At 63.4% G+C, this 26,796-nt stretch carries 22 protein-coding genes; 4 read left to right on the top strand and 18 right to left on the bottom strand.

Annotated elements, in window-relative coordinates; genetic code table 11:
- Window positions 1–204 precede the first annotated feature (204 nt).
- From AC57B6_RS32770 to AC57B6_RS32720, 11 genes are all read right to left on the bottom strand, one after another.
- Window positions 205–1,413, bottom strand: a complete 1,209-nt coding sequence (locus AC57B6_RS32770; RefSeq protein ID WP_028200503.1) for an ABC transporter substrate-binding protein — start codon at window positions 1,411–1,413, stop codon at window positions 205–207.
- 155 nt (window positions 1,414–1,568) lie between these two features.
- Window positions 1,569–5,183, bottom strand: coding sequence for a molybdopterin cofactor-binding domain-containing protein (locus AC57B6_RS32765; protein WP_496422878.1), 3,615 nt, complete (start codon window positions 5,181–5,183; stop codon window positions 1,569–1,571).
- Window positions 5,180–5,686: a (2Fe-2S)-binding protein gene (locus AC57B6_RS32760; protein WP_496422877.1), complete on the bottom strand. Its 507-nt coding sequence runs from the start codon at window positions 5,684–5,686 to the stop codon at window positions 5,180–5,182. Before AC57B6_RS32760 ends, AC57B6_RS32765 begins: the two co-directional genes overlap by 4 nt.
- 31 nt (window positions 5,687–5,717) lie before the next feature.
- Complete coding sequence (locus AC57B6_RS32755; protein WP_028200506.1) at window positions 5,718–6,917, bottom strand: amidohydrolase family protein; 1,200 nt, start codon at window positions 6,915–6,917, stop codon at window positions 5,718–5,720.
- A gap of 76 nt (window positions 6,918–6,993) precedes the next feature.
- The gene (locus AC57B6_RS32750) at window positions 6,994–7,707 is read right to left on the bottom strand and encodes an ABC transporter ATP-binding protein (RefSeq protein WP_028200507.1); all 714 of its coding nucleotides are present in this window, start codon (window positions 7,705–7,707) and stop codon (window positions 6,994–6,996) included.
- Window positions 7,704–8,513, bottom strand: coding sequence for an ABC transporter ATP-binding protein (locus tag AC57B6_RS32745; protein WP_030103785.1), 810 nt, complete (start codon window positions 8,511–8,513; stop codon window positions 7,704–7,706). The genes AC57B6_RS32750 and AC57B6_RS32745 overlap by 4 nt, the downstream gene beginning before the upstream one ends.
- A complete protein-coding gene (locus AC57B6_RS32740) occupies window positions 8,510–10,450 on the bottom strand; it encodes an ABC transporter permease (protein WP_030103786.1) in 1,941 nt (646 codons plus the stop codon). Before AC57B6_RS32740 ends, AC57B6_RS32745 begins: the two co-directional genes overlap by 4 nt.
- Before the next feature lie 18 nt (window positions 10,451–10,468).
- Window positions 10,469–11,053 (bottom strand): amino acid synthesis family protein, encoded by a 585-nt coding sequence (locus AC57B6_RS32735; RefSeq protein ID WP_046572592.1) that lies wholly within the window; start codon window positions 11,051–11,053, stop codon window positions 10,469–10,471.
- A gap of 34 nt (window positions 11,054–11,087) precedes the next feature.
- On the bottom strand, window positions 11,088–11,678 hold the full coding sequence (locus AC57B6_RS32730) for an amino acid synthesis family protein (RefSeq protein ID WP_030103788.1): 591 nt from the start codon (window positions 11,676–11,678) through the stop codon (window positions 11,088–11,090).
- Between the two features lie 14 nt (window positions 11,679–11,692).
- Window positions 11,693–12,661, bottom strand: coding sequence for a UPF0280 family protein (locus AC57B6_RS32725; RefSeq protein WP_496422886.1), 969 nt, complete (start codon window positions 12,659–12,661; stop codon window positions 11,693–11,695).
- Between the two features lie 38 nt (window positions 12,662–12,699).
- Window positions 12,700–14,307: a 6-hydroxynicotinate reductase gene (locus tag AC57B6_RS32720; RefSeq protein ID WP_474634083.1), complete on the bottom strand. Its 1,608-nt coding sequence runs from the start codon at window positions 14,305–14,307 to the stop codon at window positions 12,700–12,702.
- Window positions 14,308–14,700: 393 nt separating this feature from the next.
- On the opposite strand from AC57B6_RS32720, the gene AC57B6_RS32715 reads away from it, so the two are divergent.
- Window positions 14,701–15,402, top strand: coding sequence for a TetR family transcriptional regulator (locus AC57B6_RS32715; protein WP_106357693.1), 702 nt, complete (start codon window positions 14,701–14,703; stop codon window positions 15,400–15,402).
- A 35-nt stretch (window positions 15,403–15,437) separates the two neighbouring features.
- On the opposite strand, the gene pcaC is transcribed toward AC57B6_RS32715, so the two are convergent.
- The 5 genes from pcaC to AC57B6_RS32690 form a co-directional block, all read right to left on the bottom strand.
- Window positions 15,438–15,833: a 4-carboxymuconolactone decarboxylase gene (gene pcaC / locus AC57B6_RS32710; protein WP_028200513.1), complete on the bottom strand. Its 396-nt coding sequence runs from the start codon at window positions 15,831–15,833 to the stop codon at window positions 15,438–15,440.
- On the bottom strand, window positions 15,830–16,621 hold the full coding sequence (pcaD, locus tag AC57B6_RS32705) for a 3-oxoadipate enol-lactonase (RefSeq protein ID WP_028200514.1): 792 nt from the start codon (window positions 16,619–16,621) through the stop codon (window positions 15,830–15,832). The genes pcaC and pcaD overlap by 4 nt, the downstream gene beginning before the upstream one ends.
- 5 nt (window positions 16,622–16,626) lie before the next feature.
- Window positions 16,627–18,006 (bottom strand): 3-carboxy-cis,cis-muconate cycloisomerase, encoded by a 1,380-nt coding sequence (locus AC57B6_RS32700; RefSeq protein ID WP_030103792.1) that lies wholly within the window; start codon window positions 18,004–18,006, stop codon window positions 16,627–16,629.
- A gap of 399 nt (window positions 18,007–18,405) precedes the next feature.
- Window positions 18,406–19,065, bottom strand: a complete 660-nt coding sequence (locus AC57B6_RS32695) for a 3-oxoacid CoA-transferase subunit B (RefSeq protein ID WP_028200516.1) — start codon at window positions 19,063–19,065, stop codon at window positions 18,406–18,408.
- A gap of 10 nt (window positions 19,066–19,075) precedes the next feature.
- Complete coding sequence (locus AC57B6_RS32690; protein WP_046572590.1) at window positions 19,076–19,780, bottom strand: 3-oxoacid CoA-transferase subunit A; 705 nt, start codon at window positions 19,778–19,780, stop codon at window positions 19,076–19,078.
- Between the two features lie 1,353 nt (window positions 19,781–21,133).
- On the opposite strand from AC57B6_RS32690, the gene AC57B6_RS32685 reads away from it, so the two are divergent.
- The gene (locus AC57B6_RS32685) at window positions 21,134–22,063 is read left to right on the top strand and encodes a LysR family transcriptional regulator (protein WP_028200518.1); all 930 of its coding nucleotides are present in this window, start codon (window positions 21,134–21,136) and stop codon (window positions 22,061–22,063) included.
- Window positions 22,064–22,187: 124 nt separating this feature from the next.
- On the top strand, window positions 22,188–22,826 hold the full coding sequence (folE, locus tag AC57B6_RS32680) for a GTP cyclohydrolase I FolE (RefSeq protein WP_028359580.1): 639 nt from the start codon (window positions 22,188–22,190) through the stop codon (window positions 22,824–22,826).
- Between the two features lie 6 nt (window positions 22,827–22,832).
- Here folE and AC57B6_RS32675 read toward each other — a convergent pair whose 3' ends face one another.
- Entirely contained in the window at window positions 22,833–23,750 is a 918-nt protein-coding gene (locus tag AC57B6_RS32675; RefSeq protein WP_496422876.1) for a DMT family transporter, read from the bottom strand.
- A 261-nt stretch (window positions 23,751–24,011) separates the two neighbouring features.
- Here AC57B6_RS32675 and AC57B6_RS32670 point away from each other — a divergent pair, with 261 nt between their 5' ends.
- Window positions 24,012–25,064 (top strand): VTT domain-containing protein, encoded by a 1,053-nt coding sequence (locus AC57B6_RS32670; protein WP_496422875.1) that lies wholly within the window; start codon window positions 24,012–24,014, stop codon window positions 25,062–25,064.
- 71 nt (window positions 25,065–25,135) lie between these two features.
- Here the strand turns inward: AC57B6_RS32670 and AC57B6_RS32665 are convergent, their stop codons facing one another.
- On the bottom strand, window positions 25,136–26,710 hold the full coding sequence (locus AC57B6_RS32665; protein WP_496422874.1) for a diguanylate cyclase: 1,575 nt from the start codon (window positions 26,708–26,710) through the stop codon (window positions 25,136–25,138).
- Window positions 26,711–26,796: the final 86 nt, after the last annotated feature.

Genomic DNA, 26,796 nt, shown 5'->3' with positions numbered 1-26,796 from the left:
CGGTGTGAGCCGCTTTCTTTTGCCTACTTTTCTTTGCGGCAGGCAAAGAAAAGTAGGTGCCGCCCCGCACAGGGGCAACGCTAATAGACCACTAACAATTCAAGGAAAGGCCAAAAGACCAACAGCAGAACAAACCACGAACCAAGCGGGGCACCGCCCAAACTCCAGATCAACAACAAAACCGCCGAACAGGCAAAAACCCCCTCACTCCGCCGCCCTCAACTTCTTAACCTCAGCATCCGACGGCTGCACACTAGCGCCGTCCACATACCGATAAGAAGTCATCACCCCCTTCCCATCCTTAACCCCGGTCACCCCAACAAACGCCCCCATTGTCGACTGATTATCCTGAGCCCGATAAGTAATCGGCCCAAAGGGCGTATCCACCCCTAAGCCCTTGAACGCGGCAGCAAGCTTATCCGGATCCGTAGACCCAGCCTTCCTGATCCCCGCCGCAATCGACATCAGCGCCGAATACCCGACCACCGACCCAAGCCTCGGATAATCGTGGTACTTCGCCTGATACGCATCCACAAACTTCTTGTTCGCCGCCGTATCGATCGAATACCACGGGTACCCCGTCACGATCCAGCCAGTCGGCGCCTCCGCCCCCAACGGATCGAGATAATCCGGCTCGCCCGTCAGCAACGACACCACGCTGCGATCCTTGAACAAGCCCCGCGTATTACCTTCTCGCACAAACTTGCCGAGATCGGCGCCGAACAGCACGTTGAAAATCGCATCCGGCTTCGCATCGGCAAGCGCCTGCGTGACCGCGCCCGCGTCGACATTACCCAGCGGCGTCGCCTGCTCGGCAACAAACTGCACGTCCGGCTGCGCCGCCGTCATCAGCTTCTTGAACGTCGCCACCGCCGATTGCCCATACTCGTAATTCGGATACACGAGCGCCCAGCGCTTCTTCTTCAGCTTCACCGCCTCAGGCACCAGCATCGCAACCTGCATGTACGTCGATGGACGCAGTCGGTACGTATATTTGTTACCGTCGGCCCACACGATCTTGTCCGTCAACGGCTCGGCCGCAAGGAAGAAAATCTTCTTCTGCTTGGCAAAGTCAGTCAACGCAAGACCCGTGTTCGACAGGAAACCGCCGAACAGTAATTGCACCTGCTCACGTGCAATCAATTCCTGCGCGACACGGATCGTGTCGCCCGGATTGCCGTTGTCGTCGCGCGACACCACTTCGAGTTGCTTGCCCAATACACCGCCCGCCGCATTCACCTGGTCGAGCGCGAGATTCCAGCCGTTCTTGTAAGGTCCGAGAAAGGCCGGCTGCGCCTTGTAGCTGTTGATCTCACCGATCTTGATGGTCTGCTGCGCGCTCGCGCCGACAGCCGCGAGCGATAGAACCGTTGAAACCGTGAGGCGAGAGATCCATCCTGCGCGCGTGGTCATGCGTTTCTCCGTTATCAAAAGGATTGCGGGAATGCGGTCTTTTTATCAAGCGTTGAAGCGTTTCGTGATTCGTTCAACGGTTCGCCCGGTAATTCCTTCAGCGAGCCGTGCTGCAAGTTCTGTTGCACACCGGCGGGGCAATGCGTTCGGCGACTTCACTCTGCCCGCGGCGCCGCGCGGATTCTGGCGACGCTTGCCGCGACGTCCTGCCATGCCGGTTTGCCGCCGGCGAATTGCTGACGCAGGTAGGACACGAGTTCGGCGACCTGCGCGTCGTTGAAACTATCACGGTAAGCCGGCATCGTACCGAGTTCGGGACGCGCAGGCGAGCCGATACCATCGAGAATCACGCGAATCAGATTATCAGGCGTCGCGCTGTGCAGATTCGTGTTAAGCGCCAGCGACGGATGCGCACCAAACAATTGCGGCCCGCTACCGGTGTGATGACAGGCTGCACACGCGCCATCGAACAGGCGTGCACCAGGACCGGTTGCGGTACCCGTTATCGTACTGGCCTGCTCATATTGACGCGCCATGGCTGCCGGATCCGCGTTGGCCTCGAGAGGATTCAACGAGGCCAGATACGTGGCCATCGCGCGAATATCGCTATCGGGCAAGGCCGCCAGATCGTTGACGACGGGCGCCATCGGCCCGGCCGCGACGCCATGCAAGGGCGCGTGACCGTAGCGCAGATAGCTGAACAGTTCGTCTTCGCTCCAGGGTACGGGCGCATTGGAAAGCGTCGACAGCGCGGGCGCTTCCCATCCGTCCGCCATGCCGCCGCCCATGAACGCGGCGCCGGTTTTCTCGGCGCCGAATGCGTTGCGCGGCGTATGGCATGCGCTGCAATGGCCGAGACCGTTCACCAGGTACGCTCCGCGATTCCATTGCGCGCTTCGAGTCGCATCGGCGGGCAAGGGGTTGCGTCCAAGAAAAAGCCCGTTCCATACGGCCATCAGCGGACGCACGCTGAACGGATACGCCAGCTTCGTTTCCGGCGGGCGCGAGCGCACCGGCGTCTGTGCCATCAGGTAAGCGTAAAGCGCCTTGAGGTCGTCGTCGGAAGTGTTTTTGAACGACGTGTAGGGGAACGCGGGATACAGACGATGCCCGTCGCGGCTGATACCTTGCCGCATCGCCCGCACGAACGCGTCGAGCGACCATGTACCGATGCCCGTTAGTCCGTCGGGCGTGATGTTGGTGCTATACACGGTGCCGAATGGCGTATCGAGCGGTTTGCCACCCGCGTTCGGCACGCCATTGTGGGCAGTATGGCAAACCGCGCAGTTACCCAGCGACGCGAGCAGCTTGCCGCGCGCCACCAGTTCGGGCGCGAACGCGCTCGCGAGCGGCGGCGCAATCGGCGCAATGGCTGCCGGCGACATGGCCAGTACGCCCAGCCAGCCGACCGCGCCCGCGGCGAGCGTGCCGAGAAAGCCGAATCGCCAGCGCTTCCTGCTGCGTGCAGTGGCTTCCTGCGCTTGCGCATCGGCGAGCGCGGCGCGAATCGTTTCAGGCGTGAACGGCGGCCTGCGAAAACGCACCCCTGTCGCGTCATATAACGCGTTGGCGATCGCTGCGGCACCGGGCAGCGAAGCCGATTCGCCGGTGCCCATCGGCGGCTCGCCGTGACGCGGCATCATCACCACGTCGATTACCGGCACTTCACGGAAAGTCAGAATCGGGTACGCGCCCCACTCCTGACTTGTCACCGCATTCTCGCCGAACGTCACGCGTTCTTTCAGCGCGCGGCTGGTTGCCTGGATCACGTTGCCGTGAATCTGATGGCGCACGCCATCCGGATTCACCATCGTGCCGGTGTCCTGCCCGACCACTACGCGCGTCACCGCAAGCTCGCCGCTCCTGCGGTTCACTTCGACGTCGGCAACCCACGCGGACCACGCCGCGCCGAAGCCGGGGAATTTGCTGTGCACGTAGCGGGCGTATGCAAAACCTCTGCCGCGTACAACGTCGCCCTGTTCCTGAGCCTCGTCCTTAAACGCGGCGGGACGAGGTTGCCAGCCGGCTTTCTCGGCCACCGCCTTGACGAGATCCATCGCACGCGGATCAGTGAGATGTTTCAGCCGAAACTCAACGGGGTCCGCGCCCGCTTGCGCCGCGAGTTCGTCGATGAAAGACTCATGCGCGAACGTGTTCGGCAACGCGGACACGCCTCTTAGCCAGGACGCGCGCACGATCGGCGGCGTGTCGTCGCAAACGATGCGCATGGTCCGGTAGTCGTATGGCGGCACGGCCGTACGGTCGCCCATTTCGAAGACCTGCGGCTGCGCGGAGAGGGTTCCGGTAAGCAACAGCGCCAACGTGGGGGCGTCGTTCGATGGATAGCGCGTTGCGAAATCGTAGCCGGCGAGTTCGCCTTGCGCGCCTAAAGCGCCGCGCACGTCCATCAATTGCGCTGCACCCTTGGGCTCCCAGGCATGCTCGTCTTCGCGCGAGAGTTGCACACGCACGGGACTGCCGGTTGCGCGCGAGAGCAGCGCAGCATCGGCGGCGACGTCGTCCGCGCAATTGCGGCCATAGCACCCGGCCGCTTCCATGCGCACGATTTCGATGTGCGCTTCGTCCAGCGCCATCAGCAGAGCGAGGTCGGCGCGCAACGAATGGGGATTCTGCGTACCCGACCAGACCTTCAGTGTCCCTTCCCGGTAGTCGGCCACCGCGCACGACGGTCCAATCGACGCGTGCATCTGAAACGGCCATACGTAAGTGCGTTCCAGCGTCCGGGCCGGGTCTTGCGCAAGCGCTGCGTCGATGTCGCCTTCGATCACCAGATCGCGCCGGCTGGCCGGATTGGCTCTTAGCGCGGCCTCCACTTCCTCGCTGGTTTCGAGCGGCGGCAAACCTTCTACTGTTTTCCACCGTACATCCAACCGCTTCACCGCCTGCTGCGCGATCTCTTCGCGCTCAGCGACAATACCCACGAAATCGCGGATCACCACTACCTTGACGATGCCGGGCAAGTCACGAAGGGAATGTTCATCGACATGCAACAGGCTATTGCCGATGAACTCGCCCTGCGCGATTCCCGCGTAAGGCGGTCGTACGACACGGCCGTGCAGCATGCCCGGCACGCGCACGTCATGCACGAAGCTCAGTTCTCCCGTGGCCTTCGCGGGAATATCGACACGCGGCGAGCTCTTGCCTACGATCCTGTACGTGTCGGGTGATTTCAAAGGCGCGTCGGTGGCGAGTGTCAGTTCAATACGCCGGCCGGCGATCAGTTCGCCGTAGCTCAGACCTTTGATGGTGTCGTCGTCACATTGAAAGATCACGCCGTCGCGCACATCGAGTTGCGTCGCATCGACCTTCAAACGCGCGGCCGCTTCCGCCAGCAGGAATTGCCGGGCTTGCGCGGCTGCATGCCGTAACGGCACGGCCGATATCTGGATCGTCGCGCTCGCGATCGTCGGACCCTGATTCGGCGCCTCGTTCGTATGACCCAGCACGATCGATACGCGCGTCAACGGCACATCCAGTTCTTCCGCGACGATCTGCGCGAGCGCTGTGCCGATGCCGGTGCCGAGATCGACGTGACCGTTGAACGCAACCACACTGCCGTCGTCGCGCACGACAAGAAACATGTCGGCTTGCGTCGGTACGAACGTGGAGCGCGACCCCGGCTGCCCAATCGCCGCGCGCACCGGCGGTTGCGGCGGCCGCGTGACGAGCAGCACACTCTGCGCGTCGTAGAGGTGCTGCCGCGACGGCGGCGCGGCCCGCCGATCGACGCTGAAATCCGGCCCGGTCATGCCTGCGCTCCCTGATCCGGCACCGCTTGCACGGCAAGCAATTCCGCTGCGCGCTGAACCGCGCGCACGATCTCGACATGCGTGCCGCAGCGGCAGAGATTGCGCGACAATTCCCGCCGAATCGTTTCGACACCCGGATGCGGATCGCGATCGAGCAACGCTTTGGCGGTCATGATCATGCCGTTCAGGCAATAGCCGCACTGTGCGGCCTGTTCCTCGATAAATGCCTGCTGCACCGGATGCAGCGCGGTACGCGTACCCAATCCTTCGAGCGTGGTGATCTCGCGCCCCAGCGCAACCTTCGCGGTCGTCACGCACGAGCGCGTCGGCATGCCATCGAGCAATACCGTGCACGCGCCGCATTCGCCGAGACCACATCCGAATTTCGGACCGTTCAATGCGAGGTCGTTGCGCAGCAGATAAAGCAGCGGCGTATCGGCAGCGGCGCTGACCAGATGGGTCGCGCCGTTGACGTGCAGCGCAAGAGACGCCGGACGGTTCATGGGAGTACCGGCCACGCCGTGCGGAAGGCGCTCAAAGCACCACCGGCACTTCGGTTGCCGGTGGCGTATTGCGGCTGCGCCTGCAGCGGATCAGCCCGTCGATCATCACCATGCCGACGCCGGGAATATCGCCCAGTTGCACGCTTTCCAGCAGCGTATCGGCCGCCGTGTGCTGTGCGCGATCCATGAAGACCAGATCGGCGGGACGCCCCACTTCGATCAATCCCTGACGCAGATTGCGTTGCCGCGCGGTGTTGCCGGTCGCAAAACAGAAAGCGATTTCAGCCGGGACATCCGCGAGACTCGAGATCAGCGCGATCATCCGCAGAATGCCGAGCGGTTGCACGCCGGAACCCGCCGGGCTATCCGTGCCGAGAATAATCCGGTGCGGACACTTCAATTCGATCGCATGGCGCGCGGTGAGCAGGGCGATCCGTTCATTACCATTGTGAACGATCTCCAGCGCGCGGCTCGATTGCTCGCACAGATCGCATACGTGCCGATAGGACAGCGAGGTATGGCCGCCGTTGATGTGGCCGATCACGTCCGCGTCGGCAGCGAGCACCACGTCCCGGTCGATCAGGCCCGAGCCGGGAATCGACGGGCCGCCCGTGTGAATCGTGCTTTGAATGCCGTACTTGCGGGCCCACGCCACCATCTGTGCGGCTTCCTCGCCGCCCTTCACACTGCCGAGACCGACTTCACCGAGCAGCTTCACGCCCGCTTCCGAAAGCTCCTTGAAGTCCTCTTCGACCATCCCCTTCTCGATCACCGGCGCGCCCGCCATGACCTTCACGCCGCCACCGACACCCGCGCCGCGCATCCCTTCGAACGAACGCTGCGCGGTAATCGCGAGCGCCTTGACGCCGAGTACGTCTTTCGGACGCCCAGGCAAGTGCACTTCGCCGGCGGAGATCATGGTCGTCACGCCACCGTTCAGATTCGACTCGATCCAGCCCATCTGATTCTGCCGCGGCGTCCAGTCGCCGAACACCGGATGCACGTGCGAGTCGATCAGGCCAGGCGCGACCGCGGTGCCTTTGCAGTCGACCGTGGTTCGCGCGCCCTCGAGGTCACAATCTTTCTCCCGACCGATCGCGACGATCACGCCGTCGTCGATCACCAGCGTGTTCGCATCGAGAATCGGTTTGTCGATGTCGCCGGATAACAGCAGACCGATGTTCGTTACGGCGACCTTGCCCGACAAGCCTGTCAACGTCTCTGCTGCCATCTGCCTCTCCTTTCGCAACGACTGCCCGGCGCCGCATGCGCGCATACCCTCTGCACGCCGCCTTGCGCCGATGGAATCACACGCTCAGATAAGCGCGCCTCACTGTTTCGTTCTTTGCGAGTTCGCCGATCGTGCCGCTAAAGCGGATCTGCCCTTTTTCGAGGACGTACGCGCGGTCGCTGACCAGCTCGGCGAAGTGCAGATTCTGTTCGGACAACAGAATCGATAGCCCTTCGCGCTTGAGTTCGAGAATCATGTTTGCCATCTGCTCGACGATCACGGGAGCAACGCCCTCGGACGGTTCGTCGAGCAGCACAAGGTACGGGTTGCCCATCAGCGTGCGCGAGACGGTCAGCATCTGCTGCTCGCCGCCGCTCATCTGGCCGCCGGGGCGTCTGGGCATTTCGCCCAGATTGGGGAACAGGCGGAACAGTTTTTCCGGCGTCCATTGCGGCGCGCCTTCGCGCGGCGGTTGACGGCCCGTATCGAGATTTTCCATCACAGTCAGATCGGCGAACACGCGCCGGTCTTCGGGCACGAATCCCATGCCCATGCGAGCGATCCGGTAAGGCGGCAACGCCGTGATGTTCTGTCCGCGAAAACGCACTTCGCCCTGGCGGCGCGGCAATAGTCCCATCACCGCTTTCATCGTGGTCGATTTGCCGGCGCCGTTGCGGCCCATCAGCGCGACCACTTCGCCACGGCCCACTTCGAGACCGACGTCGAACAGAATATGCGCACGGCCATAGAACGCATTGAGGCCGGAGACCTTCAGCATCGGCTCGCTCATTGCAGCGCTCCTTGTCCCGGATGGCCGCCTGCCGCTTCATGCAGCGGCGCGCGTGGCTGGAAGGTCTTGCCGGTGCCGAAATAGACTTCCTGAACGCGTGCGTCGTTGCGGATCGTTTCGCCGTCACCCTCGGCAATCAGCTTGCCGCGCGCGAGCACGATCATGCGATCGGCGTAAGCGAATACAACGTCCATGCTATGTTCGGTAAAGAGCACGCCGATCTTGTACTCCGTGACAAGACGCCTCGTCAGCGCCATCAGTTCGTTGCGCTCCCTGGGCGCCATGCCGGCGGTGGGCTCGTCCATCAGAAGCAACTTCGGCCGATTGGCCAGCGCGATCGCCAGTTCAACGCGTTTGACATCCCCGTAAGCGAGCACACCGCAGGCGCGGTTCGCGTCGGCGCCCATGCCGACCTGTTCGAGCAGCGTCATGGCTTCATCGGCATAGCGCGAGCCCACGGGTTTCCACAGGCCGAAGGTTTTGCGTTCGCGCGAGACGAGGGCCATCTGCACGTTTTCGAGCACGGTCATCGAATTGAAGGTCGCGGCAATCTGAAACGTGCGGCCGACGCCCAACCGCCAGATATCGCGTGGTCGCATGCCGGCCAGTTCGCGATCTTCAAGACGAATCGAACCGGACGACGGTTGCAGTTGCCCGTTGACCATGTTGAAGCAGGTCGACTTGCCCGCACCGTTCGGGCCCAGCAGCGCAAGCAACTGGCCGGCTTCAAGATCGAAGGACACGTCGTCGACCGCTTTCAGGCCGCCGAACGACTTGGAGAGGCCGGATACGCGCAGCAGGCTCATAGCCCCTCCTTGATCGCCGTACCTTGTGACGCCGCCGAAGCCCGCTCTTCCGCCTTATCCACCGTATCGTCGCCGAACCGCTCGCGAATGAAACCGACGATCCCCTGCGGAAACGCGATCACCAGCAGCAGGATCGCGAAACCCAGCAACGCCTGCCAATAGTCGGTCTGCCGCGCGACGGTGTCCTGTAGCCAGGTGAACACCGCCGCGCCGACGATGGGACCGGTCAAGGTCTGCAAGCCGCCGAGCAGCACCATCACGAGGCCATCCACGGAGCGGCTCACGCTGATCACCTCGGGCGAAATCGTCCCTTTGGAAAAGGCATACAACGATCCGGCAAGCCCGCAAAACAGCGACGCGACAACGAACGCCGCCCACTGCACACGTTTCACGTCGATGCCGATGGCTTCGGCGCGCAACACCGAATCGCGCGACGCCCGCATCGCGTAGCCGAGCGGCGAGAACAGCATCTTGCGCAGCAGCCACACCCCCACCACGGCGCAGGCGAGCGTCAGATAATAAAAAGCGACCGGGGACGACAACCAGTTCGACGGCCACAGGCCGAGAATGCCGTTGCTGCCGCCGGTTACATCGTCCCACTGGAACACCACGGACCAGACGATCTGCGCGAACGCGAGCGTCAGCATCGCGAGGTACACGCCGGAGAGCCGCACGCAAAACCAGCCGAATACCAGCGCGCCCGCCACGGCGAGCAAGGGGCCGAGCAGCAACGCGGCTTCCATCGGCAGATTCAGAACCTTGAGAAACAGCGCGGCGCCATAAGCACCCAGGCCGAAATACGCGGCGTGGCCAAACGAATGCATGCCGCCGGGACCCATGATGAAATGCAGACTCGTGGCGAACAGCACGGCGATCAGGATTTCAACCAGCAGCACAGGCATATAGGGAAACGCGTTGGCCGCAAGCGGTGCGAGCACCAGCACCAGCAAGGCGATGGCCGCCAGCCACTTCAGGCGCTTGCCGGCGGGCCTCAGGGGCGCTTCGGGCGCCGCCATGCCACGCACCGCCGCGCTCGCCTTCCCGAGTAAGCCCCAAGGCCGCACCACCAGCACCACCGCCATCACGACGAATTCCGCAACCAGCGTAAAACGGCTCAACGACAGATCGATACCGAACACCGATACATGGCCGATGCCGATGCAGAGCGCCTTGATCTCGGCGATCAGCAACGCCGCGATAAACGCGCCCGGAATTGACCCCATGCCGCCGACCACCACCACGACAAACGCATTGCCGATGGTCTCCAGATCGAGCGACAGATTCGCCGACATCCGCGGCCCTTGCAGCGCGCCGCCCAGGCCGGCGAGAAACGCGCCGACAAAAAACACGCCGGTAAACAACCATGCCTGATTGATGCCGAGCGCACCGAGCATCTCGCGATCCTGGGTCGCGGCGCGCACGAGCGTGCCCCAACGGGTGCGCGTCAACGCGTACCAGAGCAGCAGCAACACCACGGGTCCGATCGCGATCAGCGCGATATCGTAGGTCGGCAGCGGATGGCCGAGAAACTCGACCGCGCCGGCCAGATGCGGCGCACGCGGTCCAAACAGGTCTTCCGGGCCCCATAGCCACAACGCGGCGTCGCGAAAGATCAGCACCAGCGCGAAGGTCGCCAGCAGGTGAAACAACTCGGGCGCCTGGTAGATGCGCCGCAGCACGATCATTTCGACCAGCGCGCCGAGCACCGCCACCACCAGCGCGGCAGCCAGCACCGACAGCCAGAAGCCGCCCGTGGTATGGCCGAAACGGCTCGCGATGCTATACGCGACGTAAATGCCGAACATATAGAACGAGCCGTGCGCGAAGTTGACGATGCGCGTCACGCCGAAGATCAGCGACAAACCGGCGGCGACGAGAAACAGCGTCGACGCATCGGCGAGCCCGTTGACCATCTGTACCAGCAGATTCGAAAGCATCGCGACCCTTGAAATAGCTCAGCGCAAACCGTCTTCGCCCTTGATCTCACTCACCTGCAAGCCGCCGATGCGCGGCAGCGGCCGGCCCGAGGCGGTCACTGCAACGGCCACCACGATTTCATTCGCGCGCGGCGCATCCGACACACGTGCCTCGATCGCATCGAAATGGCTGCGTACGAAGGCGGCGTCCTTATGGCCCAGCGGCACGTCGATCGCGGTGCCGAGCGTACCCATTTTCTTCGCCGACGGCACCAGCGCCGCGCCTTTTTCAACCGCGACGCGCAGCGGGGCGCCAAGCTTGGGGTGCAGGATCGCCGCCGCGTGCTCGAGTTCACCCGCTTCGCCGACGATCGCGGCCTTGCCGTAGCTTTGCGCGTCGCCCGGTTTGATGCCGAGCGCTTCGACACACCTGTTGCCGAGCAAGGCTCCCAGTTCCTCGCCGGCTTCGATCAGCGCGTCCAGTTTCGCCTCGTAACGGCCCGCGTAAGGATTATCGATCACCGCGATCGCGACTGCACGGCGTGCCGGTGGTTCGACGGCCTGCCCCATTTCAATGCGTGTTTCATCGACCTGCACGATCAGCTTGCGAAGCTTGATTGCCATTTCATTCTCCCGGTTTCGATGCGTGTTACGCCGCTCAGCGCAAGCCGTCCTTGCCCACAATCGCCTCTTTCGCGAGGCCGCCGACACGCGCATGCACGCGCTGGCCCGTGCTCATCACGAGGATATACACCAGTTCGTCCGCAGCCGGGGCACCAGGCACACGCACTTCGATCGCGTCGAAATGGCTGCGTACGTAGCTCGCGTTGACGTGCGTGAGCGGCACATCGAGCGCGGTGGAAGGCGCACCGACTTTCTTGGTGGACGGCACGATGGCGTTGGTCGGCACGCCGTTTTTTTCCAGCAGTTCGCGCATCGCATAGCCGCCGGGCACATGCCACAGCGCGCCATGCTCGAGTTCGCCCCGCGAGCCGACGATTGCGCCTTTGCCGTAGCTTTCGATCGACGCATGCGGCACCGCCATCGCCGCCAGCAGCCGTTGCGCCATGTCGAAGCCGATTGGCTTGAGCGCTTCCATGGCGTGCTCGATTCTGGCCTCGTAGCGGCCGGCGAACGGATTCGTCATTACCGCGGCAATCGCGCCGCGCCGCAACGGCTGCGCGGGTGCGGGGCCGAACTCGTGAAAAATGTCTTCGACGTGCGTCAGCACGCGGCGTATTTCGAACACGGAGCCTCCGTTGCTCATTTCAGGTTGCCTGTTGCACGTTGCTGACCCAGGCTGGTCGTCCCGGCGCGATTCCTGACCAACGTTTCCTGGTCGTGCAATCCCGCCACACGCGCCCGTCCTTGCAGGAACAATGCGGCGCCTTCGATCAGACCTTGTTCCTGCAAACGCCGCGCCGCCTCGACACCACGCGCCAGCGCGAAGTCGATCAACGGTTGCGGCAAGGACGGCACGTCGACGGTCACGAGCATGTCGCCCAGATCGCTATCGTCTTTCAACGAGGACGCCGGCCTGCGCACCACTCCGGGATGGTCCAGATTGACGGCATTAGCGATTATCGTCGCGGCGGCATCGGCAGTGGCGGCGTTGCGAGCCAGCACTGTAACGCTGTCGGCAATGCCCAGACTGAAACTGCGCCCACGCCAGCCGCTGGTCGCGACGCCGCGAATCGGCGTCGCGGCATCGAGCGTCAGGTTGGCGTCCAAAGCTTGAGCGCCCGGCAATTTCGCGCCGGAGAACGCCGCCAGATCGGCGAACACGCCCACGCGATACTGTTGGCCTTCCGTCAGGTAGAGCGCGATATCGCCGCCGTTGTTGATGAAGGCGCGTGCTATACCCTCACGCGCGAACGCCGTGATCAATTCATCCGCGACGCTGCCCGCAACGGCCGCCATCGGCGTAATGTAACGCGCGCGGTGAGGATGGCAGGCGCTCCACATGCGGCGCGCAACGGGACCTTTCAAAATGCAGTCGCTGTGCGCTGAATGGCCTGGAACAGGTTGCCGAAGCAGCCTCAGCTCGCCGACCAGTTCAGGCAACACGTCGACAAAGCGTGCCCAGCAGACCTCATAGGCGGCCTGCACCGCCGAAGGTTCGCCGTCCGCACTGAGGATCAGATCGATCGGCCCGTGCTGCCAATGCCAGCGGGCCGCATCGAGCTGGGTGCGGGTTGCGCCCGTTGCGCTTGTTGCGCCCGTTGCATTCATTGTGTTCATCGGATTCGTCGTGCCGTTCATGTTCGCGGTCAGCCCGGCATCGGCGGCATAGCGGGCGGCCACGGATTGTCCGGATGACGCGCCAATGTTCTGCGGGCAAGCGGCGCCCCCTCCGTATGGTCCGGCCCATTCGCGAGCACGCTTGCCAGCGAGCGCACCGCGTCGAGATGGCCGCCAAGATCGCGATACGCGTCGTACGTCATGGTGAATTCGATCGGTGCGACGATCGCGGGCGTCGGCACGGTGCCGAATGATCGGTCGGGCATACGCGAAACATCCACCATGACGGTGATGCCACCACCCGGCCACACATAGGCGGGCGCGCCGCCACAGGTGACGTTGACGAGCTTCTGTTTGATCGCGCGCGTCAGCAGGACCGGATTCTCCGTCGCGCCCGCTCTCAGGCTGCCGCCTGCGCCGCCGAGAAACAGCACCGTAGTAAGCGAGGGTTCGCAGTTCTCGCCGATCCGTTCGACCGTGCGACGCACGGCGTCCGGCATGGCCGCGATACGCGGCACGAGGTCCTGATCGAGCTCATACCATTGCGCGTGTTCGCCGGTGGTCGACACCATCAGCAAGCGCATACCCGGTTTTGCCACGGCGGGATCGAAACCTTCGACAATCGCCAGCGGGTCCTGAATGTCGGTGCCGCCCCAGCCGGTGCCGGGGTTCGCGACCTGAAAATAGCGGCCGGGAGTCGATTTGCGGCCGCGAATCTTCAGACCTGAACGCGTCATGCCCAGGCAGCGGCCCGCCTGGTGTTCGGTCAGCACGCCGGTGATGTGATCGTCGACCACCACCACTTCGTCGACGTGGCCGAACCACTGCTTGGCGAAGATGCCAATGGTGGCCGACCCACAGCCCACCCGCATACGCCGCTCCTCCACGCCGTCGACAATCGGCGCCGCGCCCGCGCGAATCGTGAGACTCGCACCGCCGTCGATGGTCAGCTCCACCGCTTCCTTATTGCCGAGCGCGAGCATCATGTCGCAGGTGACGCGGCCTTCTTTCTTGCTGCCGCCGGTCAGATGATGGACGCCACCCAGGCTCAGCATCTGCGAGCCGTACTCGGCGGTCGTCACATGCCCGACGATTTCGCCGTGGCAACGCACGTTCGATTGCTCCGGCCCGAGAAAGCGGTCGGTATCGATCTTCACCTTGAAACTGCAATAGCTGAAAATGCCCTCGGTGACGACGGTGATCATGTCGACGTCGTCGAGCTTCGAGGCAACAATGAACGGCGCGGGCTTGTAGTCGGGGTACGTGGAGGATGCGCCGATGCCGGTAACGAACAGCGCCTGTTCCGCGGCAGGATCGTGCACTTCGGACGATGCACCAAATTCGACCGTAGACTCCACGCTATTCGCGATCGCTTCGGGCGAACGCGCGGCGCGCGACAGAAACACGACAGGGTCGACGCGAATCAGCCGCCCATCCGCATTCGCATAACGATCGCACGCGCCGGTGCGGCCTTCCGATATCTGGCACAACACCGGGCAGGCATTGCATTCAATCTTGTTCGACGCCATTCGCTCGCTGCGCGGCATCGCTTTCTCGAGCACGGTCGGGCCTGGTGTCGAGGCGGTTTCGCCGTCGACGCGCTCCGCACCGAAATCGACCTTCGTATGTTCTGTCATGGTGGGGTTCCCATACGACGACATTACAATCGGTCCTGCCCGGCTGACGAATCTCCCCTATTCAAAGGGACTTTCGCGTGATCCGCATTTTTCCATGTTGCGGCCACTCACCGTTCGTGTAGTATCCGCTACACCAAACTTGTTTGAAATCTACTCGATCAAAATAGACTGCGCAATGAGTTTCCCGGTGAGCATGTGAATGCTGCGGCGCGGCATTGGCGTAGGAATCGCGCTTCAGATCTACGCCGAGCATCTGATCGTGCCGACCATTTCTTCACGCGCAATATGGGCTGTATGATGAGGACGCGCCGCGCTCAAGCTTATCCGAGCTTGCCTTAGCGGCTGCGGCGCAGGCCGTTCAACCCGACGCTAACAAAGAGATCCGAGACCGCCATGAGTCCCACTGCCGCCCGTAAGCCGGGCGCCATCGGTATCCGAGCGAAGCAGGCGCAAGATACCCGCGCCAAGATTCTCAAAGCGGCCATCAAGGTCTTCGCCAAGCAAGGCTTTGCAAGCGGCCGAATCGAAAGTATTTCGAAGGCCGCGCGTTCGCACGACCGGATGATCTATTACTACTTCGGCAGCAAGGAACAGTTGTTTATCGAAGTGCTGGAGACGATCTACACGCAGTTCAACGAAGCCGAAAGCAGGCTCGATCTCGATCTGGGCGATCCTGTGCATGGCCTCGAGCAGATGGTCGAATTCGTCTGGCAGTACTACCTCGATCATCCCGAGTTCGTCACGCTGCTATCGAGCGAGAATCTGCACCAGGGCAAGCACGCGAAGAAATCGTCGAAGCTGAAGGAGATTTCCGGCTATGCCATTTCGGTCGTGCAGAAGTTACTCGATGCGGGCCAGGCGCAAAACGTCTTTCGTGCCGACGTCAAAGCGCGTGACGTGTACCTGATGATCGCGTCGCTCGGTTATTTCTATAACGCCAATCAGTACACGCTGGGTGCGTTTCTCGGCGAGCCGCTGATGGACAAGGCCGCACTCGCGCATTGGCGCGAGGTCATCAAGGATACGGTGTTGCGCGCGGTGCGCTTGCAGGTGCCGGCCGACATCGCCGTGCTGAATACCAGCAGGATTGCCTGAAGCGCGCATTATGTGACGCGCGCTTCAGGACTTTGTTAAGGCTTTGCCGCTGCAGCGTCGTCTTCGCGGAACAGTTTATCGGCGAGGTGAAACGCCGAGTTGGCCGCCGGCACGCCGCAATAGATCGCGGTTTGCAGCAGTACTTCCTTGATCTGCTCGCGCGTCACGCCGTTATTTTTTGCGGCGCGCAGATGCAATGCGAGTTCTTCGCTGCGATTGAGCGCGACCATCATCGCGATGGTCAGCAAACTGCGCGTGTGACGCGGCAAACCTTCACGCGTCCAGATTTCGCCCCACGCATAGCGGGTAATCAGATTCTGGAACTCGTCGGTCAACTCCGTGCGATTCGCAAGCGACCGGTCGACGTGCGCGCTGCCCAGCACCGCGCGGCGCACGCCGAGTCCGGCTTCGTAGCGGTCTTCGTCGTTCATTTCTGCTCCGTCAGGAAGTCGAGCACGGTCTTCGTGAAGGTCTCGGCTCTCTCGATGTTGGAAATATGTGCGGCGTCCAGTTCGACATAACGCGCGCCCGGGAGCGCTTGTGCCAGCTCGCGGCCTTGTGCCGGGGTGGCGGCCAGATCGTGCGTGCCGCTGATCACCAGCGCGGGCACCTTGATGCCGGGGACTTCGGGCCGCAAGTCGGCGGCGTCGATGGCGTCGCAATTGGATGCGTAGCCTTCCTTGTCGGTGTGCACGAACACGTCGCGGATCATCGCAAGCACCACGGGTTCGCGTTCGATGTAGTCGGCGGTGAACCAGCGCGGCAAGACCGCGTCGGCCAGTGCGAGCATGCCTTCGGTGCGGGCCCTTGCGGCGCGCGGCACCCACACCTCCGGCGAACCAATGCGCGCCGCCGTGTTGCACAGCACGACCCGTTCGAGACGATTCCCGTGACGCGCGGCCAGCGCGACGCCGGTCAGGCCGCCCATCGACAGACCGCAGAAATTCGCGCGGGCGATCTTCAGCGAGTCCATCAGACCGAGCACATCGCCGGTCAGCTGGTCGATCGTGTAGGGACCTTTGGGCGCTTCCGAGTGACCATGGCCGCGCGTGTCGTAGCGCAGCACGCGAAAGTGTTTGGACAGCGCCGCGACCTGCGGCGTCCACATCGACAGATCGCTGCCGAGCGAATTCGACAACACGATCCACGGCGCGTGGCCGTGACGGTCCCCGTCGATTCGATAGTGAAGCTCGGTACCGTTGACTGCGGCGTAGGGCATGCCGGTTACTCCTTGGAAAGGGCGCGTTTGGCGCGCGCGTGATGAAGTGCCAGCGCGGCGTCCACATAAGCGTGCGCCTGGCCGACGTATTGAGCGGGATCGAGCAGTTGCTTCAGGCGCTCGATCGAAAGATGTTCGGTCACGGCGGCGTCCGCCGCGAGCACGTCGAAGAGTGTCTTGTGTTCGGCGATGGCCGCTTTCGAGGCGCGCTCGACCAGATGATGCGCATCGAGCCGGCCGATGCTGTCGCCGAGCGCGAGCATGACCGCTTCGCCGAGGATCAGGCCGTGCGTGACGTCGAGATTGGCGGCCAGACGCGGCACATTCACGTTGAGCCCCGCCGCGATCTGTGCGATGTTGGCGAGCGCGCCGCCCGCGAGGCGCGCGAGATCCGGCAGCGCGTCCCATTCGGCTTGCCAGCCGCCGAGCGCGCGCTCGTGCTCCTGCACCATGCCGGCGAACACCGTGGCCACCAGCCCCGGCGCGCGCGTCGCGGCCGTCAGCACAGCGGCGCAGCCAACCGGATTGCGTTTGTGCGGCATGGTCGACGAACCGCCCTTGCCGGCCGCGGCAGGTTCACCCAGTTCGTCGATCTCGGTTTGCATCTGCAAGGAGATATCGCGCGCGATTTTGCCGAGCGTGCCGATCAGCATGCCGAACAGCGATGCGGTTTCGGCGATGCGATCGCGCTGCGTGTGCCACGGCAAGGTGGGCACAGCCAGCTTGAGCTCCTGCGCCAGCGATTGCGTGACTTGTGGCGCCGCGTCGCGCAGGCTCGCCAGCGTGCCGGCCGCGCCGCCGAATTGCAGCACCAGCACGCGCGCGCGCAACGCATCGAGCCGCTCGTGATGACGCAGCAGTGCATCGAGCCACTGCGCGAATTTCAGACCGAGCGTGATCGGCAGCGCCTGCTGCAGCCAGGTGCGGCCGATCATCGGCGTCGCGCGGTGGGTGGCCGCGAGTTTCGCCAGCGCGTCGCAGGTGGTTTGCAGGCCGCTGTCGAGCAGATCGAAGGTGTCGCGCAATTGCAGCACCGTCGCCGTATCGATGATGTCCTGGCTCGTCGCGCCCCAATGGACGTACTTCGATGCCTCCGCGTCCGCCGCTTTGACGCGCGCGGTAAGTTGTTTGACGAGCGGAATCGCGAGATTGCCGCCGAGCGCCGCGTCGCGCGCAAGCGCGTTGGCGTCGAGTTGATCCGCATGGCAGGCGCCCTCGATCGCGGCTACGGCGCGGTAGGGAATCACGTTATGCGCGGCCGTGGCGCGCGCGAGCGCGGCTTCGACATCGAGCATCCGTTGCAGCGTGGCACGCGGCGACCAGATATCGTTCATCGGCTGGGTGCCGCAAAGAAGGCCGGTCAGACGGGCGCTGGAGTCGAGCATGATGGCGTCGATGAGGGAGTCGAAAGTAAGAGTTTCGCCGAAGCTGCATGGGCACGCCGCGAAGCGCATCCCTGCACGCTATCTAACGAGAGCGTACCGCACACGGCGTTGCGGCGCATCGTGCCCCGCACTTCGCCGCGACCGCGCGGTGGATGTGCGTCGTTGCCGCGTCTGTCCTATAGGGCGTACGGGCTCGCTATGTGCGATGCGCCGTGACATTACCCGAGCGGCGTGAGGTGCTGGAAGCGCGCCTCACGCGCACTTTGGCCCGCGACGGCGGCGGGACGCGGGGCGCGACGTGCGCGTTTCGCTGCGCTAGCGGCTTGGCCGCTTCGCCGCTTGGCGGTTTAGTGGCGCAAGGCGTGCAGTTATCCGCAAGCCTGCCCTGTGCCGCGATGCTCAGGCCGCGCGAGCCGCTTGCGTGCCGTCGATCAGCGGTACGCCCGTCAGTTTGTGCAGCGCATCGAAATCGATGTCCGAGAATATCTCGCGCACCACGAGCCCCTGATCGGTGACGTCGATCATTGCCAGGTCCGTATAGATGCGGTCGACGCAATTCACGCCTGTGACCGGATACGAACACTCCGCCGCGATTTTGCTTTCGCCCTGCTTGGTCAGGTGTTCCATCATCACGTAGACCTGTTTCGCGCCGATGGCCAGATCCATCGCGCCGCCGACTGCCGGGATCGCATCGGGCGCACCGGTATGCCAGTTCGCCAGGTCGCCCTTCGCCGACACCTGGAACGCGCCGAGCACGCAGAAATCCAGATGGCCGCCGCGCATCATCGCGAACGAATCCGCGTGATGGAAAAAGGCGCCGCCCGTGAGCAGCGTGACGTGCTGCTTGCCGGCGTTGATCAGTTCGTCGTCTTCCTCGCCCTTTGCGGGCGCCGGGCCCATGCCGAGCAGGCCGTTTTCGCTGTGCAGGAAGATTTCCTTGCCGGCGTCGAGGTGATTGGCCACTAGCGTGGGCACGCCGATGCCGAGGTTGACGTAAGCGCCTTCAGGAATATCCTGGGCAACGCGCTTGGCCATTTCATCGCGGGTCAGTTTTTTCATGTCGTTCTCCTCAGGCGGCGGTCGCGGATGCAAGTTCGGCTTGATGCACCGCTTGCGGCACTTCGATCACACGTTGCACGAAGATGCCTGGCGTGATGATGTTTTCCGGATCGAGTTCACCGAGCGGAACCACTTTCGACACCTGCGCGATGGCCGTTTTCGCCGCGCTCGCCATGATCGGGCCGAAGTTTCGCGCGGTCTTGCGATAGACCAGATTACCCCAGCGGTCGCCCTTGAACGCCTTGATCAGCGCAAAGTCCGCATGTAGCGGCGACTCCAGCACGTAGTGCTTGCCGTCGATCAGACGGGTTTCTTTGCCTTCCGCGAGCTTGGTGCCGTAGCCGGTGGGCGTGAAGAACCCGCCGATCCCCGCGCCTGCTGCGCGAATGCGTTCCGCGAGGTTGCCTTGCGGCACCAGTTCGAGTTCGATTTCGCCGGCGCGGTAGAGCGCGTCGAATACATACGAATCGGTTTGACGCGGGAACGAGCAGATGATCTTGCGCACGCGTTTGGCTTTGAGCAGCGCGGCGAGGCCGATATCGCCATTACCGGCGTTGTTGTTGACGATGGTGAGTTCGCGGGCGCCCTGTTCGATGAGTGCGTCGATCAGTTCGGACGGCATACCGGCCGTGCCGAAGCCGCCGATCATGACGGTCGCGCCGTCGTGGACATCGGCTACCGCCGACTGAAGTGACTCGAAAATCTTGTTGATCATGTCGAAGTTCCTTTGGGGGCGCTGCGGGCCGCTGGGCGTTTGCTTTTTGCCTTGGCAGGCAAGGGCTTGGGCAGGACGGTCTCCGGGCCTGTGCTGGCGGCTGCTCGCCGGGTAAGGATGCGGGCTGGCGCCTTTGGTTTGTTCGTTGTCGATTTGTTCTATATGCGAACATGGATTCGATTAGCGAACGTTGAGGCGATTATGGTCGCCGTTTGGGCGAGTTGTCAAGGTTGGGGATTGCCCTTAATCATAGGAGGTGGGGGTGGGCCTGCTCGGCGGTTTTGTTGTTGATCTGGATTTTTGGGCGGTGCCCCGCTTGGTTCGTGGTTTGTTCTGCTGTTGGTCTTTTGGCCTTTCCTTGTTTTGTTCGTGGTCTATTAGTGTTGCCCCTGTGCGGGGCGGCACCTACTTTTCTTTGCCTGCCGCAAAGAAAAGTAGGCAAAAGAAAGCGGCTCAAACCGCCAATTCTTAAGCGGGTCCCCCGCACAGCCGCGGTAGTGGTGCATCTGGAATCCGTGTTCCCGCGCACTCCGCGTTAGCGACAAGGCGCTCATCAGCTCCCACTCCGCACTGCGTGCGTCGCGGACGGGGCTGCTTGGGAAACCAGTGGCTTCGCTTCGCGCAGCGGGGGCCGTCGGCTGCGCCTCGGCGAGATGCCTCCGCTCTGATTGGTCAACCCCACTTCAATGAAATGGCGTGCGTCGCATTCGCGGTGCAATCGCGACCGCTGCCGCGGTTGTGCTTACAGCAGAAGCAGCGGTGATTCAGGGCGCGGGGGCAAACGCGGGAGCGAAACGGCATCGAGGGCGCAGCGAGGCAACAGCGAATCAGGGAACGGGACAACTGGGAGAATGAAACCGCAACCCGGTGGCAGCGACGCAACGACGAGTCAGGGAACGGAGCAAACCGCGGAAGCGAAAATCCGGAGGGCGGTTTTATGAACAGGGTATCGGCGCGCGCAGCGCCGCCGGAGGTATGACTGCCTTGTCACTGAGGCGGAGTGTGCGAGGCGACAGATTCCAGATGCACCACTACCGTGGCTGCGCGGGGGACCCGCTTATGAGCTTGCGGGGTGAAGCCGCTTTCTTTGCTTATCTTTCTTTGCGGCGGCAAAGAAAGTAAGTGCCGCCCCGCACAGGGGCAACACTAATAGACCACTAACAAAACAAGGAAAGGCCAAAAGACCAACAGCAGAACAGACCACGAACCCAGCGGGGCAACGCCCAAAAATCCAGATCAACAGCAAACCCACCAAGCAGGCCCCACCCTCTATCCAGAATCCAGATTATTAAGCTACCCTTTATCCAACGAGGAAATACCCCAAAACACCCGCCGCAGGCAAAAAACCCCCCAATGCCCGACACAACCCTGGATCTAAACCTGATCCCCTACCTCGTAGCAATGGAAGACACCCGCAACGTAAGCCGCGCAGCGGACCAGCTCGGTGTCAGCCAACCCCGCGTAAGCACCGCGCTAGGCCGCCTGCGAGAATACTTCGACGACCCGCTCTTCGTGCGAACGTCAAAAGGCATGGAACCCACGCCGCGCGCGCTCGCCATCCTCCCCGCCGCTCGCGACGCGCTGCTGCGGATCGAAAAAGGCATGCTCGACGTACAAGACTTCGATCCTGCCACCAGCACCCATACGTTCTCCATCGCGCTCTCCGACGTCGGCGAAATCGTCTTCCTGCCGCGGCTGCTGCAACTCTTCGCCGAACGCGCGCCGCAAGCGAATCTGCGCTCCGTGTCGCTGCCGCCCTCGCACGTGGAACGCGGGCTCGAATCGGGTGACGTCGACCTCGCCGTAGGCTATTTCCCCGACCTGTCAGGCAACAACTTCTTCCAGCAACGGCTTTTCACCCACCGGTTCATCTGCCTGATGCGTACAGGGCACCCGCTTTCGAAAGCGCCGCTCACGCTGCCTCAGTACGTGGCGTCAGGCCACGCCGTAGTGCGCGCCGAAGGACGCAGCCAGGAAGTCCTCGAACACTACCTGGAAAAGAAACGCATCAAGCGCCGCGCAGTGCTCGAAACGCCTCACTTCATGAGTCTGCCGTTCATCCTCGCGCGCACCGATCTGCTCGCCACCGTGCCGCACGCCATCGGCTTCGCGTACGTGTCGGAGCATGCGTCGATCACGCTGGTCGAGCCGCCACTGCCGTTGCCGCGCTTCGATCTGCGGCAACACTGGCATCGCAAGTTTCATAACGACCCGCGCGCGAGCTGGCTGCGCGGCATCGTCGCCGAACTCTTCAACGACGCTATGGACGAGTGGCCAAAGTAAGTTCACGCCCCGTCAGCGAAAGGGGCATCGACACGATACGGCGCAAAACATGGAACAATGGCCGCTACTCATTGAACCCGCGCGCCCCGTCTAGCGTCGACGCGCGCCCCCGGAGGAGCGACGGATGGCCAGCAGCAAAGCAAAGAAAACCAAACCCGCAGCGGCAGTGGACCGCCCCAGCCGCGAAGAAGCTGAAGCAGCAGTACGCGTGCTATTGCGCTGGGCCGGCGACAATCCCGAGCGCGAAGGCCTGCTCGATACGCCGGCACGCGTGGTGCGCTCCTATGAGGAGTTCTACGCCGGCTATCAGGTCGACCCGCGCGAAATCCTGGCCCGCACCTTCTCCGAAGTGGACGGCTACGACGAAATGATCGTGCTGAAAGATATCCGCTTCGAAAGCTATTGCGAGCACCACATGGTGCCGATCATCGGGCGTGCACACGTTGCGTATCTGCCCGAGCATCGGGTGGTCGGCATCTCGAAGCTGGCGCGCCTCGTCGATGCCTTCGCCAAGCGTCTGCAGATCCAGGAAAAGATGACCGTGCAGATCGCCGATACGTTGAACGAAGTGCTGCAACCGGCGGGCGTCGGCGTCATTCTCGAAGCCGCGCATCAATGCATGTCCACGCGAGGGGTCCACAAAGCAGGTGTCACGATGGTCACCTCGCGCATGCTGGGCACCTTCCGCACCGATCCGTCGACGCGTCGCGAATTTCTGTCGATCGTGGGCAATCCGGGGGTGGTGGCGATCCCCAATACCTGAGCCACCTCAGGCCGTGCCGCGAGCCGTACGGCGCGCCGTGCGTATCTGGCCGAAGGTGGCCAGCAGCACGGCGCCAAGCACGCACGCGACACCCGCAAGCTGCGCCGCGCTGACCGGTTCCCGCAGCACGGCAGCGGCCAACGCCACCGCGCTCACCGGCACGAGCGCGGTCATCAGTCCGGCTTCGGCACCGCTGATGCGCGCAGCACCCGCATACCAGAGAACGAAACCGGCCACGGTCGGCACCAGCGCGTAATACAGCACCCCGGCCAGGGCGTCCGGACTGAACGGCACGCTCCAGGGCCGCTCGAAGAACGCCGGCACGAGCGCCACCGCGAAACCAATGCCGCACATCAACGCCGACAGCGGCAGCGGCGCGATCGGCGTGTGCAACTTGCGATTGAGCAGAATGAAGAGCGCCTCGCAAACGATCGCCGCAAACACCAGCGCATTGCCGACCAGCGAACGGGCTGCATGCGGCGCGGCGAAATCGTCGAGACGCACGGTACACACCAGCACGCCCAAGGTGGCAAGAACAATCGCGCCGATCAAGGCGGGCGCGGGGCGTTCGCCCAGCGCGAGCATGGCGATCATGCCGCACACGGCAGGCAAGGTGCCTGCAATCACGCCCGCATCGGCGGCCGAGGCGAGCTTCATCCCGCTGATGAGCAACACCGTATAACCGACACTGCCCGCCCCCGCCTGGGCAATCACGAGCACCGTATCGTGCCGGTCGAGACGGGGCCAGCGCACGCCCCGCCAGCGCATCACCAGCACAAATAGGGGAAACGCGATGGCAAACCGCAACGCGGTCGCGCTGAACGGCGGCAATCCGCTGGCGATCGATTTGCTGACGACAACCGTGCTGCCAACCCCGATCATCGCCAGCGCGCAAAACACATAGCCGACATAGCGTGAATTCATGCTGCTGTCCTGTTCCTGTATCTGAGCAGGCAGATTAAGGGCGGCCAACGCGTGCCGTCTTGAACGAAATTGCAGAGAAAGTACCCGCCAACAGTTCGGCGGCCCCGTCAGCTTGACGGAATACCGGCTCCAATCAGGCATGGATCTGGCTGGCAGTCAGGTAGGAGCAGCCGGTGCTTCGGCAACATCCATCGAGTATCCTGATCAAAATAGAACCCGCCACAACGGCGTGGTCAATCGAACACAACAGGAGTTCCGCAATTGGTAGCGTTTCCGTCGGCGGCGGTTTCAACCTGGGGCGGCGCAGTCGTCTTTCTCAACGTTCTGTTGACACGCCTCGGGCTGCCGATCCCCGCGGTTCCCATCCTGCTCTTCGCGGGCTCCGCGATTGCCGCCGGCACCTTGTCTTTCTGGCCGATCCTGCTGGCCGCGGTGCTCGGCGCGCTCATCGGCGACGGCACATGGTTCGCCGCGGGCCGCATCTACGGACGCAAGCTGATCGCCGCCTTGAGCCGAATCTCTCCGGTGGTCGATTCCAGGCTCGATTCGGCTCGCTCGCTATTCGAACGCTTCGGCGTGCCGCTCGTGTCGATCTCGAAGTTTGTCCCCGGACTGGGACTCATCACCCCGCCGCTCATGGGCACGACCGCCGTGGACAGTCGCATCTACGCCATGTGGGATCTCGTCGGCGCGTTGGCGTGGGCGACCTTCTGGCTACTTGGCGGCGCCGCGGCGGAACGGCAGTTGCATATGCTACTCGCCGTCGTCAGAGCGCGCGGCGGCACCGTGATCGACGTCCTGCTGGCCGCGGCATTGATGTATTTGCTGTACCGCCTGCAGCAACGGCGCCGTCTCGCGGATGCCGACTCCGCGAGCGCCTCGCAGGCACCCGCGGCCTCACGCGGATGGCGCCGCATCATGCCGCGCAAGATTCTGGATGCCCGCCCAGCCGCATCGGCAGGCGAAGCGCCGCGCCCGCTTCCCGGTGCGCTCGCGCTCGACCCGCACTCGCCTGAACAGGTCGACGGTGCGCTGCTCGCATATGACATGGTGATTTATTGCATCTGTCCGGACAGCGCAACCGCTGTGGAGATCACACGCCGCATGCGCCTGAACGGCTATACGCGGATTCGCGCCCTGAGGGGTGGCCTCGATGCCTGGCAAAGGCGCGGGTTTCCCGTCGAGCCATCAGAGTCGGTGGACGATGCGACTAAGGGCAGACGCGCACCCGCATCGCACGCCGAGGCAGGCGGCACGGTGACGCTACGCGGCTTCGCCCCCCGGCGCGGCAAAGGCGCCTGGACAGGTCCCTGAACGATCAGCGATCAACCAGCCCGACGCGCGAGCGCTGTCTCACACAACGCGTTGCCGTCACACGCCACGGTTCATCGCGACGGGTTTTGCGCCATCGAACTTCTCGCCGACACCGCTGAGCTGACCCGGTTACGCCCTGCCGCCTTGGCCGCGTATAGCTGCCTGTCGGCAGCGGCCAGCAGATCGAGCGCGTTCGCGCCGTCCGCCGGCACACAGGTCGCGCAACCGATGCTTACCGTGACAGCAATCACCTCACCGTCGTGATGCACGACTCGCAGACTCTGGACCTTGCTGCGAATCTGTTCCGCGACGTTGAGCGCGCCTTCGGCTGCGGTATCCGGCAGGATGACGGCGAACTCTTCTCCGCCGTAGCGCGCCACCAGATCGACCGGACGCAGCACCGTCGCGGAGATGCATTCGGCCACGGCGGTCAGCGCCTCGTCGCCGCTTGCGTGGCCGTAGACGTCGTTGAAATGCTTGAAATGATCGATGTCGATGAACAAGGCCGATAGCGACTGCCCCGAGCGCCGCGCGCGCCGCCATTCTTCATCGAGACGCTTGTCGAGCACACGGCGATTGCTCAGGCCGGTCAACGGGTCGGTCGCGGCCAGTCGCATCAGCGCCGCCTGCGCCCGGGATTTGTCGCGTAACGCGAAAGCAAGCAGCCACGAGACCATCACGAACACCGCGCCGAAAGCAAGCGTCAACACGCCGACAATCGTGCTGCGACGCCGCCACGGTGCGAGCACTTCATCCACGGACGGCGCAACCGCAGCAATCAGCGGCGTGCCCGGCACACGTGCGTAGGTGAACATCCGGCGCACGCCGTCCACCGCCGAGATGGCGATATACGAGCCCGAGTCATGCGCGGCCATCACCTGGAAGGTCGGCGACCTCGCTATGCTCGAGCCGATATCGCGCGAGGAAAACGGCTTGCGCGCGAGCAAGGTACCGTCGTCCATCACGATGAACACGGAGCCCAGTTCGCCGGTGTTGATCCGGTCCAGCAGATGCTGAAAATACTCGATGCGTATCGCCAGCAGCGCAACGCCGCCAAACCTGCCATCGGCTTCATTGATGCGCCGCGTGAGACCGATCGACAGCTTGCCGTCGCGCAGCCGCGAGCGGTACGGGTGCGACAGATAGAGCCCCGCGACCGGATTGCGTTGATGCACCAGAAAGTAGTCGCGGTCGCCCAGGCTCACCGAGGCGTCGATCTCGTCGTTCTGCGAGGCGAGCACCCGGCCGTCCGGGCCGAGTACATAGGCGCCGCCAAGGTAGGCCGCGGTGGTTGCGCGATCGAACAGCACGGCCCGCCGCAAGCCGGAAGGCAGGGTCCACGTGCCGGGATCGCGTGCCCCGTCCACCATTGCCTCCAGCGATAAATCGTAAATCTCGACATTTCGTTCGAGATCGGTGGAAATGATCGAGACGAGGTTTTGCGCCGTTTCGCGCGCATGATCGAGCGCGTCGGCGCGGCCGCTGCTCAGCGTCAGCAGCGTCAAACCGGCCATCGCCACGGCAACCAGCGTGCCGGCCACGCCCGCAAAAAACGGATGGTTGCCGACGTAGCGCGCCACCTCGGTCCCACCGGCGCGCGACATGAATCGCAACCGTCGCCGCCGCGAAAGCGTTGGATGTGCCACGTGCGCATCGCCTCCTTCGCAAAAGGTCAAGCCGGCGGATCAATCCCGACGCATAGCCAATCGGCTTACCCGGGCCGCCTCGCCTG

The sequence above is a fragment of the Paraburkholderia sp. BGA-UO-ETr-F12 genome (assembly GCF_059567945.1).
This window is presented reverse-complemented; position numbering and strand designations above follow the sequence as displayed.

What these genes read in the sequence shown, in the direction of transcription:
- AC57B6_RS32770 (WP_028200503.1), bottom strand. Translation starts at nt 1,413, where the DNA reads ATGACCACGCGCGCAGGATGGATCTCTCGCCTCACGGTTTCAACGGTT.
- AC57B6_RS32765 (WP_496422878.1), bottom strand. Translation starts at nt 5,183, where the DNA reads ATGACCGGGCCGGATTTCAGCGTCGATCGGCGGGCCGCGCCGCCGTCG.
- AC57B6_RS32760 (WP_496422877.1), bottom strand. Translation starts at nt 5,686, where the DNA reads ATGAACCGTCCGGCGTCTCTTGCGCTGCACGTCAACGGCGCGACCCAT.
- AC57B6_RS32755 (WP_028200506.1), bottom strand. Translation starts at nt 6,917, where the DNA reads ATGGCAGCAGAGACGTTGACAGGCTTGTCGGGCAAGGTCGCCGTAACG.
- AC57B6_RS32750 (WP_028200507.1), bottom strand. Translation starts at nt 7,707, where the DNA reads ATGAGCGAGCCGATGCTGAAGGTCTCCGGCCTCAATGCGTTCTATGGC.
- AC57B6_RS32745 (WP_030103785.1), bottom strand. Translation starts at nt 8,513, where the DNA reads ATGAGCCTGCTGCGCGTATCCGGCCTCTCCAAGTCGTTCGGCGGCCTG.
- AC57B6_RS32740 (WP_030103786.1), bottom strand. Translation starts at nt 10,450, where the DNA reads ATGCTTTCGAATCTGCTGGTACAGATGGTCAACGGGCTCGCCGATGCG.
- AC57B6_RS32735 (WP_046572592.1), bottom strand. Translation starts at nt 11,053, where the DNA reads ATGGCAATCAAGCTTCGCAAGCTGATCGTGCAGGTCGATGAAACACGC.
- AC57B6_RS32725 (WP_496422886.1), bottom strand. Translation starts at nt 12,661, where the DNA reads ATGAATGCAACGGGCGCAACAAGCGCAACGGGCGCAACCCGCACCCAG.
- AC57B6_RS32720 (WP_474634083.1), bottom strand. Translation starts at nt 14,307, where the DNA reads ATGACAGAACATACGAAGGTCGATTTCGGTGCGGAGCGCGTCGACGGC.
- AC57B6_RS32715 (WP_106357693.1), top strand. Translation starts at nt 14,701, where the DNA reads ATGAGTCCCACTGCCGCCCGTAAGCCGGGCGCCATCGGTATCCGAGCG.
- pcaC (WP_028200513.1), bottom strand. Translation starts at nt 15,833, where the DNA reads ATGAACGACGAAGACCGCTACGAAGCCGGACTCGGCGTGCGCCGCGCG.
- pcaD (WP_028200514.1), bottom strand. Translation starts at nt 16,621, where the DNA reads ATGCCCTACGCCGCAGTCAACGGTACCGAGCTTCACTATCGAATCGAC.
- AC57B6_RS32700 (WP_030103792.1), bottom strand. Translation starts at nt 18,006, where the DNA reads ATGCTCGACTCCAGCGCCCGTCTGACCGGCCTTCTTTGCGGCACCCAG.
- AC57B6_RS32695 (WP_028200516.1), bottom strand. Translation starts at nt 19,065, where the DNA reads ATGAAAAAACTGACCCGCGATGAAATGGCCAAGCGCGTTGCCCAGGAT.
- AC57B6_RS32690 (WP_046572590.1), bottom strand. Translation starts at nt 19,780, where the DNA reads ATGATCAACAAGATTTTCGAGTCACTTCAGTCGGCGGTAGCCGATGTC.
- AC57B6_RS32685 (WP_028200518.1), top strand. Translation starts at nt 21,134, where the DNA reads ATGCCCGACACAACCCTGGATCTAAACCTGATCCCCTACCTCGTAGCA.
- folE (WP_028359580.1), top strand. Translation starts at nt 22,188, where the DNA reads ATGGCCAGCAGCAAAGCAAAGAAAACCAAACCCGCAGCGGCAGTGGAC.
- AC57B6_RS32675 (WP_496422876.1), bottom strand. Translation starts at nt 23,750, where the DNA reads ATGAATTCACGCTATGTCGGCTATGTGTTTTGCGCGCTGGCGATGATC.